Raw genomic sequence first — 16,122 nt, 5'->3', positions numbered from 1 at the left:
CATCCATGAAAGCAGCGCTTCTATCGATGAAGCAGCTGCTTTATTTATTGGTTATGACGAGATGGCTGGCATTTGCAATGCAAACAAGAGTTCGCTATACTACTTAATGGAACGAAGTTCCAAACCATATTGAAGCATTCAAAAACCAAAAGACTTGGGAGGTATGTTGATGTTTAGAACGGTGGAGGAGTTTTTACAAGAGTGGGCAATGGAATCAGAAGCAACCTTGCGCCTTCTTCATGTCCTTACAGATGAGTCACTGCCCCAGCAGGTGGTGGAGAACCACTTTAAGCTAGGCGAACTCGGTTGGCATCTGGCACACAGCATCCCCGTATTCGCCGAACAGGTTGGTCTTGAGATGATCAGTCTGGGAGACTATCGCAGCACTCCAACAGAAGCTGCTGTAATTGCCGACAGCTACAAACAAGCTAGTGACAGCTTCGTGCAAGCGATGACGTCTGCTTGGACAGACGAATCGCTGATGGACGTCCGCAAAGTATTCGGCAGAGAGAGTGCAAACGCAAGCACCCTTCGCTTCTTGATCCAGCACCAAGCGCATCATCGTGGACAGATGACCGTTCTTATGCGCCAAGCAGGACTTGTCGTTCCTGGAACCTATGGGCCAAGCCGTGAGGAATGGGCCGACATGCAGGCTCAAGGCTAAGGCATAAGCTTTATATTATACATAGAGGCGGCATTCTCATCTCATGAGAACCCGCCTCTTTTTATCGCGATCGAACAAGGGAGCGCCTTGCTCCCTTGACATGCTGCTCTTGCATTAATGCAGCGTTCCTGCACTCTCACCAGCTGATGCTTCTGTATCCAGTGCTTCTATCGCCTTTCTCAGCGCCTCAATCACAACCTCCAAGCTCATGCTGGGCTTGCCAGGATGATGAGCGGCCTGCTCTGGCAAAAATGGAATATGGATGAATCCCCCTCTAATCTCATCTTGAGCCTGCATCGAATATATGGCATGCATAAGCGCATAGAAGGTGGAATTGCATACATAAGTACCTGCTGTATATGACACCTGACAAGGAATGCCTGCCTGCTTAAGCTGATGCTGAATGGTTTTGACGGGAATGGAGGCAAAGTAGGCTGCGGGGCCTTCATCTGCGACGGGAACATCGACCGGCGCCTCGCCATCGTTATCGGGGATACGCGCATCAATAAGATTGATGGCGACACGCTCCACCGTAATCTCCGCTCTTCCCCCTGCTTGACCTACACAGATCACAACAGATGGCCTAAGCTTCTTGATCTGCTCAATCAAGACCTGCTGGGCGCGCTTGAATACCGTTGGGAGCTCACATGCGCTCACTTCATATCCGGCAATACGCTCGCCATCCAATCGGCGCACCGCCTCCCAAGAGGGATTAATGGCCTCCTTCATAAAAGGCTCAAAGCCTGTTAGCAATATCCGCTTCATCTATAATCCCATCCCTTCTATCCTTCTGATACGATTGCTTCTTCTTGGTCATCCTGTTAATAGCTTCATGTTCAATCAAGCCTCATTATGATATGGTAGTAAAATTGAAAGGAGTTGTCCATCACATGAGCCAAATTGACATTCCCTCCATCATCCTGCTTGCTTTAGCGGGACTTGGTCTAATTAGCGGCAACTCAACGGTGACCATCGCCATGGTCGTCCTGCTGCTGCTTCGCGTGACCAAGCTCGATTCGCTGTTCCCATGGATCGAGAAGTATGGACTTACAATAGGGATTATCATCCTTACGATCGGGGTTATGGCTCCTATCGCCAGTGGAAAATATACGCTTGAAACGATGCTGTCCTCCTTTATGAATTGGAAGTCATTATTAGGGATTGCCATCGGGATCTTTGTCTCTTATTTGGGAGGACGAGGCGCCTTTCTCATGAGCCAGTCTCCAACGATTGTAGCAGGCCTGCTCATCGGTACGGTTATCGGCGTTGCCCTCTTCCGGGGCGTGCCTGTAGGACCTCTCATTGCAGCTGGGCTGCTGTCGATAATCATCGGCAAAGGCGGCTGAGCGCGCGGGGACTGAGGCATCTCTGATGCAGAGGCGTCCTTCATTATAATTATTCTTTACAACGAAGATGGCTAAAATTGAATTGACAATGTGAAGAATTGGATGCTAGAATCTACAAAGCAAGCACGACAGCGTGCACATTCTAACACGAAGGGCAGGTGCAAACCATGTACAACTTGATGATTGATCTTCACCATCGTGAGGATAGCAAATTACATACATGGAGCCCTGCTGAAGCGTACATCCATTCTTTTCAAGCATGTTGAGGATATACTTGACTTGACTGTAGCTATGTCAAGCAACACTCGACGTGTCTTCCAATGAAGAGATGCGCATCAACATACGGGCTCACAAGCTCGTATACATATTCCTTTGTTGCCCACAAGGTATATCGTTTACGACGGTATACCTTTTTTGTTTGCATTTTATTCTGAAAAGGAAGTGAATTATTCATGTTTGCGGTATTACAGAAGCTCGGCTGGTTTTTCCGAGAGCATCGCACCCGTTATATCATTGGGATCGCCCTGCTCGTCATCGTCGGTATTCTCGAACTGGTTCCCCCTCGTCTGCTTGGCTCTGCCATTGACAGCATCGTGGTTGGAACCATAACCTGGAGCAGCTTACAGTATTATATCATCTATATATTAGTATCGATGGCCGTCATCTATGTCATCACTTACATCTGGATGTACTTACTGTTTGGAGGCTCCATCCTTGTTGAACGCAAGCTTCGTTCCAAATACATGAGCCATCTCCTCAAGATGACTCCTCCCTTCTATGAAAAGTATCGTACTGGTGATCTGATGGCTCGTGCCACCAATGATCTGCGCTCGGTCTCCGAGACGGCAGGCTATGGCATGCTGCTTATTACCGACTCCACTGTATTCCTGCTCGTTGTTCTCGTGGCCATGATCAGCCTGATCAGCTGGAAGCTCACGCTTGCCGCATTGCTTCCGCTGCCAATCATCGCGCTAGCCATGAAAGTGTTCGGCAAGATGATCCACGAGCGCTACACGATTGCACAAGATGCCTTCGGCACCATGAATGATCAGGTGCTCGAATCCGTCGGCGGCGTGCGTGTCATTCGAGCTTATGTGCAGGAGCAGCACGACGAGAAGCGCTTCCGCGACATTGTGCAGGATGTGTTCAAGAAGAATGTGGATGTGGCCAAGGTCGATGCCATGTTTGATCCAACGATTCGTTTCAGCATCGGGCTTAGCTATCTAATTGGTCTTGGCTACGGGGCTTATCTCATCATTCATAATGAGATATCCATCGGTGATCTGGTTGCCTTCAATATGTATCTTGGCATGCTGATCTGGCCTATGTTTGCGATTGGTGATCTCATCAACATTATGCAGCGCGGCAACGCCTCCCTTGATCGTGTGAATGAGACGCTCGATTATGAGCCTGATGTGCAGGATGCCAAGAGTCCGGTTAACATTCAAGTCCCTGAGACCTTAACATGGAGAAATTATCAATTCCGTTATCCGACCTCGACGGTGGATAATTTGATCGACATTAATCTAACCTTGAGAAAAGGACAGACGCTCGGTATTGTCGGTCGTACGGGCAGCGGCAAATCCACCTTCGTCAGACAGCTGCTGCGCGAATATCCAATCGGCTCAGGAGAGCTGCTGGTGAATGGCACAGACATGACAAAGATCGAGCTTGAGCAGCTCCGTGGCTGGATTGGCTACGTTCCACAGGAACAAATCCTGTTCTCGAAGACCGTTAAGCAAAATATTCTGTATGGACGCGGGCAAGGTTCAGAACAAGATGTGCTTGACTCCATCGAGACCGCTTCCTTTACTCAGGACGTGCCGACGCTTGCAGACGGCATCCATACCCTCGTCGGAGAAAAAGGAGTTGCGCTCTCCGGCGGCCAGAAGCAGCGCGTATCTCTTGCACGCGCCTTCATCGCAGACAGCGAGATCCTCATCTTGGATGACGCCCTCTCTGCCGTTGATGCAAGAACGGAGGCGAATATCATCGCTAACATTCGTAGCGAGCGTGCAGGCAAGACGACATTCATCACAACTCACCGCTTGTCTGCAGTAGAGCATGCGGACATGATTATCGTGCTGGATGATGGGACAATCGTCGAGCAGGGCACGCATGAGGAGCTTATGGCGCGTGGCGGCTGGTATCGTGAGCAATATGAACGCCAGCAGCTCGAATCTTCATTGTAATATGGCAAGAGCCTATTAACGCCTGCTGCCTTCGTGCAGCAGCTTGAATTGAAATGGAACTTTAATTGAAATGGAGGGAATCCTCTTTATGCATACGGAAGAATTAGAACAGCCGGTCGAGGCTGTAAAGGCGAAGAACGTCGGAAGGCGCCTGTGGCAGTATGCGATGAAATACAAGGTCAGCTTCATCGTTGCTTTGTTGATGCTCACTCTGTCTGTCGCGGCTGAACTGACCGCTCCATTCATAGCCAAGGCAATCATCGATCAGCATATTCTTGGCATTGAACAGCCTTACTATGAGACGAACACGAAATCCAAATATAATGTAACGTATGAAGATCACACCTATAAGCGGACGGACCGCTTCAGTCCGGAGGAGACTCGCGGGGAAGGCGTCCATATTATTCAAGTCGGAACTTCGTTTTACTTAACGAATGAGGTTGTCCCTAATCCTGCCGGAACCCGTGAGTTCAACGATGGGATTCTTACCATTACCTCACGGGATCAGGAATGGCAGGGTGAAGCGCGGCTGCTTCCACTGAAGGAGATGCTGGTCTTCTATGAACCGGAAGTCCATGGCATTATCAAATGGCTCGGCATCTACCTGCTTATGCTTGCAATCAGCATCATCATGAGCTTCGGCAAGATCCTTGGCCTTCAAACCGCAGCGAACAAGGTAATTCGCAAGCTGCGCGGCGATATTTATGCGCATGTGCAGCGGCTGCCGATCCCTTATTTCGACAACCTGCCAGCAGGCAAAGTCGTGTCACGCATTACGAACGATACAGAAGCGGTTAAGGATCTGTTCGTTGCAGTGCTGTCCAACTTCACCTCAGGGATTATTACAATTGTAGGGATCTATACCGCTTTGTTCATCCTAGATGCGAAGCTTGCGCTGATGAGCTTAATCCTTGTTCCGATCCTTATCGCTTGGATCGTGCTTTATCGCAAGTATGCAACACAATTTAACACGATCATTCGCTCGCGGCTAAGCTCCATCAATGCCATTATCAATGAATCCATTCAAGGGATGCCCGTTATTCGCGCATTCCGCCGCGAAAAGCAAACGATGGAGGAATTCGAGAAGCTAAACGAGGACTATCTGACCTATTCCAACAAAATGCTGTCCTTGAATGCCTTAACTTCTCACAATCTGGTAACAGTCTTGCGCAACTTATCCTTTGCAGCGGTGCTTTGGTACTTCGGCGGGGCTTCCTTAACTGGCTCAGGCATTATTACATTAGGTGTGCTGTATGCCTTCACGGATCTGCTCTCTCGTATCTTCCAGCCGATAACCGGCATGGTTAACCAGCTCGCTAAGCTGGATCAATCCATTGTATCTGCAGGACGCGCCTTTGAGCTCATGGATGAGCCGGGCGAGGATGTCCATGAAGGTTCTATGCCAAGATATCAAGGGCACGTAGAATTCGACCATGTCTCCTTTGCTTACAAAAGCGAAGATTATGTGCTTAAAAATATCAACTTTGAAGCCAAGCCAGGCGAGACGGTAGCGCTAGTCGGGCATACGGGTTCAGGCAAGAGTTCGATTATGAACCTGCTCTTCCGCTTCTATGATCCTCAGAAGGGTGAAGTTCGTATTGATGGTAAAAGAATCGTGGATACACCGAAGCAATGGCTTCGTGAGCATATGGGCATCGTGCTTCAAGACCCTTACTTGTTCACAGGCACCATTGCCTCCAACGTCAGCTTAGGCGACCCTCGTATTTCCCGGGAAAAGGTCGAAGCAGCGCTAAAAGCAGTTGGCGCAGATCGCGTCCTGAAGCAGCTGCCGAAGGGAATTGATGAACCTGTAATTGAAAAAGGAAGCACCTTGTCCGCTGGTCAGCGGCAGCTTATTTCCTTTGCGAGGGCATTGGCATTTGAGCCTGCGATCCTAATCCTTGACGAGGCTACAGCGAATATCGACACGGAGACAGAAGCATTGATCCAAGATGCACTGGATGTGCTGAAGCGTGGACGCACCACCTTCATTATCGCGCATCGGCTCTCAACGATTCGGTCAGCTGACAAGATACTCGTTTTGCATCGTGGAGAAATCGTGGAGCAGGGAACCCATGATGAGCTGATGGCAATAGAAGGACGCTACCATCGTATGTATCAGCTTCAATTGGGCGGGCAGGCTCAAGACGCTGAACAAGCAGCAGATCAAGTTGAGGAAATGGAAGATGAGCAGGATACCGATGAATCGAATACTTCCAATGCGAAGACTGTCCCTCCGCTCTCTGCTTCTAGCGTCTCTGCCACATAAATTAGCAAGCCCAAAGAAGCTCAAGCTGCTTTTTAACATGGATTGTTTCTTTCATCCTAATGAAAAATAACTAAAAATGGCCTCTAATTCACACTCGCGTGAGATTAGAGGCTTTTTTATTGTGTCAAAACTTCCTGCTTCATAAGGAAACATAAGACGAACAATAATTCGTCGGGGTCGGGTTATATATTTCCTTTAAGCTAAGCTGATCTTACCGCAGTCCGCATTTATTCTTGATGAAGCTCAATTGATTGTTAAGATGATTCCGTTCCTCTTCATCTTCCTTGTTCACAGAAGTGCTCGGAATGTCTGCCAAGCGCTCTAGTTCCGCTTGGATTCGAGGCACATCCACATGAGCTGAAGCACAGTTGTAGTCGCTGTTAAGATCAAGGCTGCCTAGTGTCATGTCATCTCTCCTAACGGTGCTGACCTTTGTCATGATTCGCATCAGCCGTGCGTGTTGTTTTCTTTTGTTTGGAATGTCCTGGCTGCTTTCTTGACATCTCATCTTCTCCTTTTTCCATCAATTACAAGTCCACCATATTATGACTTCTTAGGATTCCTGCTTAGGGATGTTGTTTACATTTGGCGCACGATGTCCAGCCTTATGCGGCTTCAAGGTAATACTTGATTCACTCCACTTGGACTTATTTTGAAGCTCATGCGTGCGCTCTGATTTGTTATGCGGCATTTTCGACACCTCCTGCTAATAGCGTAACCAGAAGTCATACAGTTATGAGAGCTGGCAGCAATTCCTGCAGTTATAGATGCTAATGAAGACAGGTTGTCATTTGAAGTGCGACAGCTGCCTGTAAAATAAAAAGCATCCTCGCCACTCCTTCTACAGATGGCTGAGGATACTTCTTTAGTTTGTGAGCAAACACTTTATTTTCTATTGATTCTAATCCCTATTACCTTCCACACCATTCGTTCAAATATTCGCCAAGGAAGAAGCGCTCTTGCAGCAAGATTCAAGGATACCCTATTGCCGATTGGATAGCGTAAACGTCTGCTTCCATTCGGAAGATGTGCGATGCGAAGCAGAAGATCAACAACTTCTCTTGGATCCTGCGCCTGCTCCCCCGTCTTTTTCACCTGCTCCATAATACGGCTTACAAACCTCGCATTAGGGGTATCATCCTGAGATGCTGAAGTGATGCCGCGCGCCCATATTTTTGTACGATAGCTTCCTGGCTCCACTAAGACAACATCAACTCCATAAGGCAGCAGCTCAAGTCGCAGCGTCTCGCTGAACCCCTCCACCGCGAATTTGCTGCTTACATAAGGGCCTAAGGCGGGAAAGGCCATTCTGCCGCTTATGCTGCTCATCTGAATGATGCATCCTGCACGCGCTTCCCTCATATAGGGGATAACAGCTTTGCACATTTGGATAAGGCCGAACACATTAGTATCGAATTGCTCTCGCCACGTCTCTATATCCAGATCTTCAACGTAGCCGCCTACTGCATAACCCGCATTATTGATAAGCACATCAATACGACCATGCTCTTTGATGACTTGATTCACCGCAGCTTGAATCTGCTGCTCTTCACGAACATCCAGCTCATAGACAAAGACATGATCACGATGCGGTGCCTCGATAGAAGCTAATAACGCCGCTTGCCGCGCGTCTTTTTGCCGAAGTGCAGCAATAACCGTATCCCCATTCCTAGCAAACACCTGAGCGGCAAGCTTGCCAAAGCCGCTTGATGCTCCTGTAATCCAAACCACCTTAGGAGAAGATATCGCAATCACCCCTTATACTTTGAACTGCGTAAGCTGCTCTTCCAGCTGTGTGCTGAGATGCTTCAACTGATCAGCGGTAGCCTTCATTTGCTCTGTCATGGCTGTCTGCTCTTCTGTCGCTGCCGCTACCTGCTCACTATGATCATGGCTTTGAACAGCAATATGTGTCAACTCGTCTAAAGATGCTGATATTTGTTCGCAAGCAGCTGACATTTCCATTGCAATGAGGTTTGCCTCTTTTACCTGTGTGGATATCTCGTGGACCGATTCCGAGATGTCCACAAAGGCATCATCCGCTGCCTCAACCACCTTCAAGCCTTCCGCTACAGCCAGCTGCTGCTCAGAAGCTGCTTTCTCCGTCGCTTGCTGTCTTGCATGAATATTCGCAATAAGTCCCATAATATGATCGAGTGAGGACTTGGAGTGTTCCGCTAGCTTGCGAACTTCATGGGCAACCACTTGGAATCCCTTCCCGTGCTCGCCTGCTCTCGCCGCCTCGATCGATGCATTAAGAGCAAGCAGTTCCGTTTGCTTCACCACTCCTTGAATAAATTGAACGGCATCACTGATCTCGGATACTTCACGAGTAAGCTCTGTAAGAGAATGATTCGTTTCTTCTGAGGCTGTTTGAATAAGAACCATCTGCTCAACGGTACGAGTTATGACTTCCCGCCCCTCCGTGGCTTGTGCGGAAGAACTCGTCATCTTATCAAAAACAAAAGAGGACGTCTCGGACAGCTTCTGCACACCAATTGCAATCTCTCCCATTGCCTGCTTCGTCTCTTCCGTGCTTTGCAGCTGAACTTGCGAACCCGATGCCACCTGCTGCATCGATGCGCTTACCTCAGAGGCACTGAGTGCCGTTTCCTCTGCAGCTGTCCCTAGCTCTTTAGTTGCTTGCGACACGCCTGTTGAAGCTGATCTCACTTCAATTAGGAGCGCATTAAGCTTCTCGATCATCTGGTTGAATGCGAGCGCAACCTGACTAATCTCGCTCTTGCCTGATACGTGGAGCCTTACGGTCATGTCTCCACCCGCCGCCTGTGCAGCAAGCGACTTCACTCGAATGAGAGGCTTCAATTGGAAGCGAATATACCAGATCAACACCAGTACCCCAATGATTTGGAGAATGATTGCAAGACCGATCGTTTCAAAAGTCATCTGGTTAAGTTTGTCTTGAATGACTGTAAAGTCATAATCCATTCCAAAGACCCCGATCATCTTGCCTTGAGCATCCTTGATCGGTGCAAGAGCCGTTATGATGTCATGATCATTGATCGTGAAGGCTTCGGAAAGCGTAATTCCATTCTTAAGCATATTCTTATACGCGGCATCCATCGCAGGCTGCGCAGGCAGCATTGTACCTGGCTTAAAGCCTTGTACCTCGAAATTCGTACTGCCTTGAATGACCTTGAACTCTTTGTCCGCTTCTCCTTTAGGTACGAGGATAAAGGCATTGACAATATCATTTTTGGAAATAAGATCCAACTTCCCCTTCATCAGCCGGAAATTAGGATTAGATGCATAATCCGTAGATTCCTTACTGCTGGAGAAGCTGTACGCAGCGTTAGTAATGGCAGACACAATCTCGCGAATCTCTAAATTCATAATAATATCTAACCGCTGTTCAAATGACTGCATGAGGAGCCGTTCTTGCTGATTATTTTGACGAATAACAAATAGTGAACATACGACGACTAGCAAAATCCCGATCACCGCTATCATCTTCACAATAATACTGTGCCTTAATCCTCTCATCTTTTACATCCCCTCATTCAACACGCATATAATTAGGCAGAAATACCCCTAATCTTATATCGGTTTACCAGCGTTATATCTTGATATGAATTGGATGAAAAATGTAAAAAAACACACCAAAACACAAATATCTAATCGATATTTGCATCAAGGTGTGGCAGTTAAAAACACAGCTTCCAGATCCCGTATTAGCTCCCTAATACTACACGGTCATCAACAAACTTTTCGCCTCTTAGACGTTCGAATTCACGCAGCAGCTTATCCACGGTCAATATCCCCTTTTCATCCGGCCCGATATCTAATATGATTCGTCCCTTATCCATCATAATCAAGCGATTGCCGAGTCGAATCGCCTGCTCCATGTTATGGGTCACCATCAGTGTCGTCAATGCGCTGTCGCGAACGATCCGCTCTGTCAGTCTTGTAACCATCTCCGCGCGAGCCGGGTCGAGCGCTGCCGTATGTTCATCGAGCAGCAGGAGACTTGGCTTCATAAAGGTAGCCATCAACAAGCTGAGCGCCTGCCGTTCTCCTCCGGACAGCAGGCCTACCCTAGCTGTCAGCCTATCCTCTAGGCCAAGGCCGAGATCCTCAAGTTGGGAGCGAAACCATTCCCTTCTCCTTCTGCCCAGCCCAAGCCTCAGCCCTCTTCTTCCCCCGCGTGCAAAAGCTAGCGCAAGATTCTCCTCAATCGTCATCGAAGGAGCCGTTCCTGCCATCGGGTCCTGAAAGACTCGGCCAATCCACTTGCTGCGAACATGCTCAGGCATAGTCGTGACGTCCATGCCTTGGATGCGTATCGTTCCAATGTCTGGAATCATCACACCCGATATGACATTCATCAACGTTGACTTCCCAGCTCCGTTGCTTCCGATAATCGTCACAAAGTCGCCTTCATGAAGCTCCAGATTGACATGTTGGAGCGCGAACTTCTCATCTGCTGTCCCTGCGTTAAACAGCTTGCATACTTGCTCTGCCTTAAGCATCCAGATGCCCTCCCTTCCTAAGCAGCTCGTCAGCCCGCTTGCGGCTGATGCTGCGTTCACGAAGCGAGCGTTCTGTCATCGGCAGGATCAAGGCGATGATGACAATGCCAGCTGTAAGCAGCTTCAGATCTGTCGCGTTCAGCTCAAGCTGCAGTGCAATGGCTATAATGATGCGATACAATACAGCGCCTAGAATAACGGCCATCGTCGTTCTTGCAATCGTTTTATGTCCGAAGATGGCTTCGCCGATAATGACAGATGCAAGTCCGATCACAATCATACCGACACCAGATTGAATATCCGCATACCCTTGGTATTGTGCAACCAAGCCTCCAGATAAAGCTACAAGTCCATTGGACAGGCTGACCCCAATGATGATCGTATGATCGGTATGTACGCCAAAGCTTCGGATCATACGCGGATTGTCCCCTGTCGCCCGCAGCGCAAGACCAACCTCGGTGCGTAAAAATAGGTTGAGCAGCAGCCGGATCACAAGGATGAATATCAGCATGATAATCGCCAGCGTATATTGCCCAGCAAGCGGGGTCAGCAGGGTGTCCTGATTCAACAGTGAGATATTGGACTTGCCCATAATGCGCAGATTAATGGAATATAAGGCAATCATCATAAGAATACCGGACAAGAGAGGATTGATCTTCCCCTTTGTATGCATGATTCCGGTCAAGGCTCCTGCTATACATCCCCCAGCAAAGGCAAGGATGGTTCCAATAATAGGCGGCAGCCCATTGACGATCGATACGGCTGCAATAGCTGCTCCCGTTGTAAAGCTTCCATCCACTGTTAGATCCGGGAAATCTAAAATGCGAAACGTCATGTACACCCCTAAGGCCATAATGGCATAGATCAGCCCTGCCTCAAAGGACTTTAAAAGCACATCTAGAAAGGCTCCTCCAAGCATTGTATCTTCCTCCCCTTGTTAGCAGAACAGTCCGCAGCAAGTGAACATCGCCAAGCGCGAATGTCCAATCGGCTAACGGACTGCATGCATACCCATCTCACTCACTTCTTCTTGTGTGATTACGTTGTCTTCTAGTTTATTCAAACAAGTTTTCAGGCTTTACTTCAGCTTTCATGGCATCTGTTACTTCAAACCCTTGGCTTGCTGCGGATTTCAAATTCAAGGCCAGATCAAGCGTCTCCGGATACTTGACGGCAAGCTCTGCAGGATTTTTTCCATTTTTCAATATGTCTACGGCCATCTTGCCGGTCGTATAACCGATATCGAAATATTCAAAGCCATATGACGCCACACCGCCATTTTTAACCGAATCCTTTTCTGCGACAAAGAGCGGAATCTTCTTCTCATTGGCAACGCCTACAACAGTGCTCAGCGCGCTGACGATGGTATTATCCTGAGGCACATATATCGCTTGGACCTTTCCTGCCAAGGATTCCGCCGCTTGCTTGACCTCAGAGCTGTTGGTTACCGGCGCCTTTACAACCTTGAGCCCCAAGGCTTCGATTGCCTTTTGCGCCTCCATCACATTGGCTACCGTGTTCTGTTCCCCTTCGTTAGCCATTATGCCTACGGCCGTTACGTCTTTGACATTCTTGTGAATGAATTCCATCAAGGTCGATACAGCTTCTGGATGCATGTCTGTTGTCCCGGTCACATTGCTTCCTGGTGCTTCCATGCTCTTAACGAGACCTGCACCGACCGGATCGGTTACCGCTGTAAACAGGATTGGCACATCCTTGATATTCTGCGCAGCCGCTTGAGCGGAAGGCGTCGCGATGGCAAGCACCAGATCCAGTTTGCTTGAGGCGAATTTTTGAGCGATGGTCGAAGCATTATTCAGATCATTTTGCGCATTTTGAAAGTCGACCTCTAAATTGTTCCCTTCTTCATATCCATTGTCCTGAAGCGCTTTCAGAAATCCTCTTCTTGCTTCATCCAAGGAAGCATGCTCTACGATCTGCGTAATGCCGATCTTGATCTTCTTCCCCGAAGAGCCCTCTGAGGCTTGTCCTTCAGTAGAGCTCGCTTCCTTCCCTGTGTTCGCCCCGCATGCTGCCAAGATCAACATACTGCTTAAGCAAATGCCAAGCAGAATGCGAAAATTCCTTTTTAACGTCATGACTACTCGACCCCTTTTCTTCTTCATTCAAGGCTTCAATTTGTGCTTTTGACAACAACCGTCATTACCTCGGGCTCCAACGCCATATACAAGCTGAGCTTGTGGACATTTGAGATGCAGGGTTGCGTCGCAGCATCTAATTAATGCGAATGTGCATAAATACTTTAATGCATTATAGTGTTATTGTAATGGCTCAAGGATGAACGTCAATATAAAAGGCTGATAGTTCTGTAAATAATTGGATTTATAAGGAAATAAAAATGGAATTATCATCCTAATTCCATACGCTTCATTTTCTGACGAAGATTGTGCAAACAACAAACGCTATCAACGATATGCGCGAATTATTTTTGTTTTATTAATGCTCTCCATTTTAACCGTTAAAAGTTTCCCTAGGGAAAGAATATGTTGCCGAAGAAACAAGTTTGCTATATACTAAAACCTGAGTTATGATCATGTTTTGTTCACATCATATAGAGATAAAAGCAGCCCTTTCATCCTGCTTTTATTTTTCAAATAGATCATCCTTTTTATGGATTTGGGCATATGCTATTGAAAAAGTTGCCTTATAGAAACATTCTGTCCTATGCAAAAACAGGAGGTACTACTTATGGCTTCAGCAGAAACAACCTTACTAGAAGCAGGAACGGGCAATCAGGTTCGCATTACTCGCATCGAAGTACAAGGCGTCATGCGCAGGCGCCTGCTTGATCTCGGATTTGTACCTGGCAATCGGATCGAGGTTCTGCAGAAGAGCCCGCTTGGAGATCCTATCGCCTTTCGAGTGAACAATACTACCATCGCCCTTCGCAGTGAAGAAAGCTCCCAGATCTGGGGAGAACGAATAGGAGAATAAGATCATGAGATCATACACCATTGCATTAGCGGGGAATCCGAATACAGGGAAGAGCACCTTATTCAATGCCTTAACAGGTCTGCGCCAGCATACGGGCAACTGGGCGGGCAAGACCGTAACGAGTGCAGAAGGCTTCTTTGAATATGATGACGCTTCGTTTCGAATCGTCGACCTTCCCGGCACCTATTCCTTGTATTCCAACTCAACCGATGAGGAAGCCGCAAGAGACTACATTATATTTGAAAATCCTGACGTAACGATTGTTATCTTGGATGCCACTTCCCTAGAGCGCAATCTGAACTTGGCGCTGCAAGTGCTTGAGATGACCAATCGCGTCGTCGTATGCATCAATCTAATGGATGAAGCGAGACGGCTTGGCATTAAGATTGATCTTAAGAAGATGCAGGAGAAGCTTGGCGTGCCAACAGTCGCCATCTCCGCACGAAGCAAGAAAGGAATCGATGAGCTGTTGAAGCAGGTGATGCTTGTTGCAAGCGGCGCAGTTGTTCCTTCTCCAATATCGATCACCTACAGCGAGGAGATTGAAAAGAAGATTGCTGCCATTGAGCCGCAGGTTCGCGAGATGTTCGGCACCCATCTGCCGTCAAGATGGATCGCGCTCCGATTGCTTGATGACGATGAGAGCTTGCTGACTTCATTGAAGAAATGGCTCCAACGCGATCAGAATGCTGCGTCACGGAAGGAGGTGCTCCAATATGGAGAGACCGCTTGCCACTAATGCGCCAAGCGCTTCGGCGCTCGATCAGCTGCTGGATAAGGCGCGCAGCATGTCGCAAGGAGATGCGGTGCGCGATGGCATTGTGGGTGACATCTACAAGATCACCCATGAGATATGCGATGCGTCGGTACGCTATGAAGATCGCGCGAAGCTTGCCAGCACAAGTCGCTTGGATCGCATCTTGACCTCGAAGCTGTGGGGCTTCCCTATCATGCTCGCCATGCTGGCTGTCGTCTTCTGGCTTACCATTGCCGGCGCCAACGTGCCATCTGCTATGCTCGCTGATATGTTCGGCTTCATTGAAGGATACATCACAATGTTCTTCCAAGCGATTCATGCGCCAGATTGGCTGCATGGCCTGCTTGTGCTTGGTTTATATAGAGGCTCTGCCTGGGTAATCAGTGTGATGCTGCCGCCTATGGCCATCTTCTTTCCAACCTTTGCGCTGCTGGAGAACTTCGGTTATTTGCCGCGGGTAGCGTTCAATATGGACCGTCTGTTCAAGCGCGCAGGAGGCCATGGCAAACAGGCACTGACCATGTCCATGGGATTTGGCTGCAACGCGGCTGCGATTATGTCCACGCGAATCATCGAGTCTCCGCGGGAGCGGATGCTTGCTATTGTGACGAACAACTTCGTACCTTGTAACGGCAGATGGCCAACGCTTATTCTACTCGCTTCGTTATTTATGACGGTAAGTGTATCCGGTGGCCTTCAATCCTTTGCTACCGCCGGGGTTGTGCTTGCGATGGTCATGTTCGGCATTGTCGTCACCTTTACCGTATCATGGGTGCTGTCCAAGACATTGCTTCGCGGCGTACCGACTCACTATACCTTGGAGCTGCCGCCGTATCGCCGTCCCCAGTTCTGGAAGACGGTCCTGCTCGCTTCGCGTGACAAGTCTTGGAGCGTGTTGAAGCGTGCCGTTATCGTAGCAGCGCCTGCTGGGGTTATCACTTGGATTCTTGGAAATGTATTCGTTGGTGGAGACAGTGTCCTGAATCATATGGCAGGCTTCTTTGATCCCTTCGGCCAGCTTCTCGGCATGGACGGCTTCATTATTATGGCCTTCCTGCTCGGACTGCCTGCCAATGAGATTGTCCTGCCCATTCTACTGATGGGGTACCTGTCATCTGGCGCTATGGTAGACGCGGATGGCATTGACAATATTAAGGAGATCTTTGTTAATCATGGTTGGACGTGGCTTACTGCGCTCAATATGATGCTGTTCTCTCTGCTCCATTATCCATGTGGTACGACATTGTTCAATATTTATAAAGAAACACACAGCAAGAAGTGGACTATATTATCCGCCCTTATTCCTTTAGGCATCGCGATCGGGGTTACATTCATTACCGCGCAGCTGGCGCGTGCATTCGGCTGGGTGTGAAGATCTGCAAGCAGCTTATCCCTAACCAACAAAGGACCTCCAATAACCACAATCTTCGTGGTCATGGAGGTCCTTTA

15 protein-coding genes are annotated in these 16,122 nt (G+C 48.5%); 7 read left to right on the top strand and 8 right to left on the bottom strand.

Annotation, left to right across the window (positions count from 1 at the left end):
- Positions 1–169: 169 nt before the first annotated feature.
- A complete protein-coding gene (locus B9Y93_RS00840) occupies positions 170–664 on the top strand; it encodes a DinB family protein (RefSeq protein WP_085492475.1) in 495 nt (164 codons plus the stop codon).
- Positions 665–778: 114 nt separating this feature from the next.
- Here B9Y93_RS00840 and pcp read toward each other — a convergent pair whose 3' ends face one another.
- The gene (pcp, locus tag B9Y93_RS00835) at positions 779–1,429 is read right to left on the bottom strand and encodes a pyroglutamyl-peptidase I (RefSeq protein WP_085492474.1); all 651 of its coding nucleotides are present in this window, start codon (positions 1,427–1,429) and stop codon (positions 779–781) included.
- A gap of 134 nt (positions 1,430–1,563) precedes the next feature.
- Here pcp and B9Y93_RS00830 point away from each other — a divergent pair, with 134 nt between their 5' ends.
- The 3 genes from B9Y93_RS00830 (at position 1,564) to B9Y93_RS00820 (ending at position 6,471) form a co-directional block, all read left to right on the top strand.
- Complete coding sequence (locus B9Y93_RS00830) at positions 1,564–2,010, top strand: DUF441 domain-containing protein (protein WP_085493902.1); 447 nt, start codon at positions 1,564–1,566, stop codon at positions 2,008–2,010.
- Between the two features lie 452 nt (positions 2,011–2,462).
- Positions 2,463–4,202, top strand: coding sequence for an ABC transporter ATP-binding protein (locus B9Y93_RS00825; protein ID WP_085492473.1), 1,740 nt, complete (start codon positions 2,463–2,465; stop codon positions 4,200–4,202).
- An 88-nt stretch (positions 4,203–4,290) separates the two neighbouring features.
- Positions 4,291–6,471, top strand: coding sequence for an ABC transporter ATP-binding protein (locus B9Y93_RS00820; RefSeq protein WP_085492472.1), 2,181 nt, complete (start codon positions 4,291–4,293; stop codon positions 6,469–6,471).
- Positions 6,472–6,682: 211 nt separating this feature from the next.
- Here B9Y93_RS00820 and B9Y93_RS00815 read toward each other — a convergent pair whose 3' ends face one another.
- The 7 genes from B9Y93_RS00815 to B9Y93_RS00790 form a co-directional block, all read right to left on the bottom strand.
- Positions 6,683–6,877: a hypothetical protein gene (locus B9Y93_RS00815; protein WP_085492471.1), complete on the bottom strand. Its 195-nt coding sequence runs from the start codon at positions 6,875–6,877 to the stop codon at positions 6,683–6,685.
- A gap of 147 nt (positions 6,878–7,024) precedes the next feature.
- On the bottom strand, positions 7,025–7,162 hold the full coding sequence (locus tag B9Y93_RS24440) for a hypothetical protein (protein ID WP_169026075.1): 138 nt from the start codon (positions 7,160–7,162) through the stop codon (positions 7,025–7,027).
- Positions 7,163–7,356: 194 nt separating this feature from the next.
- Complete coding sequence (locus B9Y93_RS00810) at positions 7,357–8,226, bottom strand: SDR family oxidoreductase (RefSeq protein ID WP_085492470.1); 870 nt, start codon at positions 8,224–8,226, stop codon at positions 7,357–7,359.
- A gap of 3 nt (positions 8,227–8,229) precedes the next feature.
- On the bottom strand, positions 8,230–9,975 hold the full coding sequence (locus tag B9Y93_RS00805; protein WP_085492469.1) for a methyl-accepting chemotaxis protein: 1,746 nt from the start codon (positions 9,973–9,975) through the stop codon (positions 8,230–8,232).
- 188 nt (positions 9,976–10,163) lie between these two features.
- A complete protein-coding gene (locus B9Y93_RS00800) occupies positions 10,164–10,961 on the bottom strand; it encodes an ABC transporter ATP-binding protein (RefSeq protein ID WP_085492468.1) in 798 nt (265 codons plus the stop codon).
- Entirely contained in the window at positions 10,954–11,880 is a 927-nt protein-coding gene (locus B9Y93_RS00795) for an ABC transporter permease (protein WP_085492467.1), read from the bottom strand. Before B9Y93_RS00795 ends, B9Y93_RS00800 begins: the two co-directional genes overlap by 8 nt.
- 136 nt (positions 11,881–12,016) lie before the next feature.
- A complete protein-coding gene (locus B9Y93_RS00790; protein ID WP_085492466.1) occupies positions 12,017–13,060 on the bottom strand; it encodes an ABC transporter substrate-binding protein in 1,044 nt (347 codons plus the stop codon).
- Between the two features lie 610 nt (positions 13,061–13,670).
- Between B9Y93_RS00790 and B9Y93_RS00785 the strand changes: the two genes are divergently transcribed.
- From B9Y93_RS00785 to B9Y93_RS00775, 3 genes are read left to right on the top strand one after another with little or no spacing between them, the layout of a single operon-like run.
- Positions 13,671–13,916 (top strand): FeoA family protein, encoded by a 246-nt coding sequence (locus B9Y93_RS00785; RefSeq protein ID WP_085492465.1) that lies wholly within the window; start codon positions 13,671–13,673, stop codon positions 13,914–13,916.
- Between the two features lie 4 nt (positions 13,917–13,920).
- Positions 13,921–14,655, top strand: a complete 735-nt coding sequence (locus tag B9Y93_RS00780) for a FeoB small GTPase domain-containing protein (RefSeq protein ID WP_085492464.1) — start codon at positions 13,921–13,923, stop codon at positions 14,653–14,655.
- Positions 14,633–16,045: a nucleoside recognition domain-containing protein gene (locus B9Y93_RS00775; RefSeq protein ID WP_085492463.1), complete on the top strand. Its 1,413-nt coding sequence runs from the start codon at positions 14,633–14,635 to the stop codon at positions 16,043–16,045. Before B9Y93_RS00780 ends, B9Y93_RS00775 begins: the two co-directional genes overlap by 23 nt.
- The last annotated feature ends 77 nt before the right edge of the window (positions 16,046–16,122 follow it).

Origin of the sequence: Paenibacillus aquistagni (genome assembly GCF_900177815.1) — a bacterium.
In the GTDB taxonomy this organism is placed as follows: Bacteria; Bacillota; Bacilli; order Paenibacillales; family Paenibacillaceae; genus Paenibacillus_B; species Paenibacillus_B aquistagni.
The sequence above is the reverse complement of the archived record's forward strand: the minus strand, read 5'-3'. Positions and strand labels throughout refer to the sequence as shown.

Excerpts from the sequence above, each read along its gene's own strand:
- B9Y93_RS00780 (WP_085492464.1), top strand. The coding sequence starts at position 13,921 with ATGAGATCATACACCATTGCATTAGCGGGGAATCCGAATACAGGGAAG.
- B9Y93_RS00805 (WP_085492469.1), bottom strand. The coding sequence starts at position 9,975 with ATGAGAGGATTAAGGCACAGTATTATTGTGAAGATGATAGCGGTGATC.
- B9Y93_RS00785 (WP_085492465.1), top strand. The coding sequence starts at position 13,671 with ATGGCTTCAGCAGAAACAACCTTACTAGAAGCAGGAACGGGCAATCAG.
- B9Y93_RS00840 (WP_085492475.1), top strand. The coding sequence starts at position 170 with ATGTTTAGAACGGTGGAGGAGTTTTTACAAGAGTGGGCAATGGAATCA.
- B9Y93_RS24440 (WP_169026075.1), bottom strand. The coding sequence starts at position 7,162 with ATGCCGCATAACAAATCAGAGCGCACGCATGAGCTTCAAAATAAGTCC.
- B9Y93_RS00800 (WP_085492468.1), bottom strand. The coding sequence starts at position 10,961 with ATGCTTAAGGCAGAGCAAGTATGCAAGCTGTTTAACGCAGGGACAGCA.
- B9Y93_RS00795 (WP_085492467.1), bottom strand. The coding sequence starts at position 11,880 with ATGCTTGGAGGAGCCTTTCTAGATGTGCTTTTAAAGTCCTTTGAGGCA.
- pcp (WP_085492474.1), bottom strand. The coding sequence starts at position 1,429 with ATGAAGCGGATATTGCTAACAGGCTTTGAGCCTTTTATGAAGGAGGCC.
- B9Y93_RS00790 (WP_085492466.1), bottom strand. The coding sequence starts at position 13,060 with ATGACGTTAAAAAGGAATTTTCGCATTCTGCTTGGCATTTGCTTAAGC.
- B9Y93_RS00815 (WP_085492471.1), bottom strand. The coding sequence starts at position 6,877 with ATGACACTAGGCAGCCTTGATCTTAACAGCGACTACAACTGTGCTTCA.
- B9Y93_RS00775 (WP_085492463.1), top strand. The coding sequence starts at position 14,633 with ATGGAGAGACCGCTTGCCACTAATGCGCCAAGCGCTTCGGCGCTCGAT.
- B9Y93_RS00820 (WP_085492472.1), top strand. The coding sequence starts at position 4,291 with ATGCATACGGAAGAATTAGAACAGCCGGTCGAGGCTGTAAAGGCGAAG.
- B9Y93_RS00825 (WP_085492473.1), top strand. The coding sequence starts at position 2,463 with ATGTTTGCGGTATTACAGAAGCTCGGCTGGTTTTTCCGAGAGCATCGC.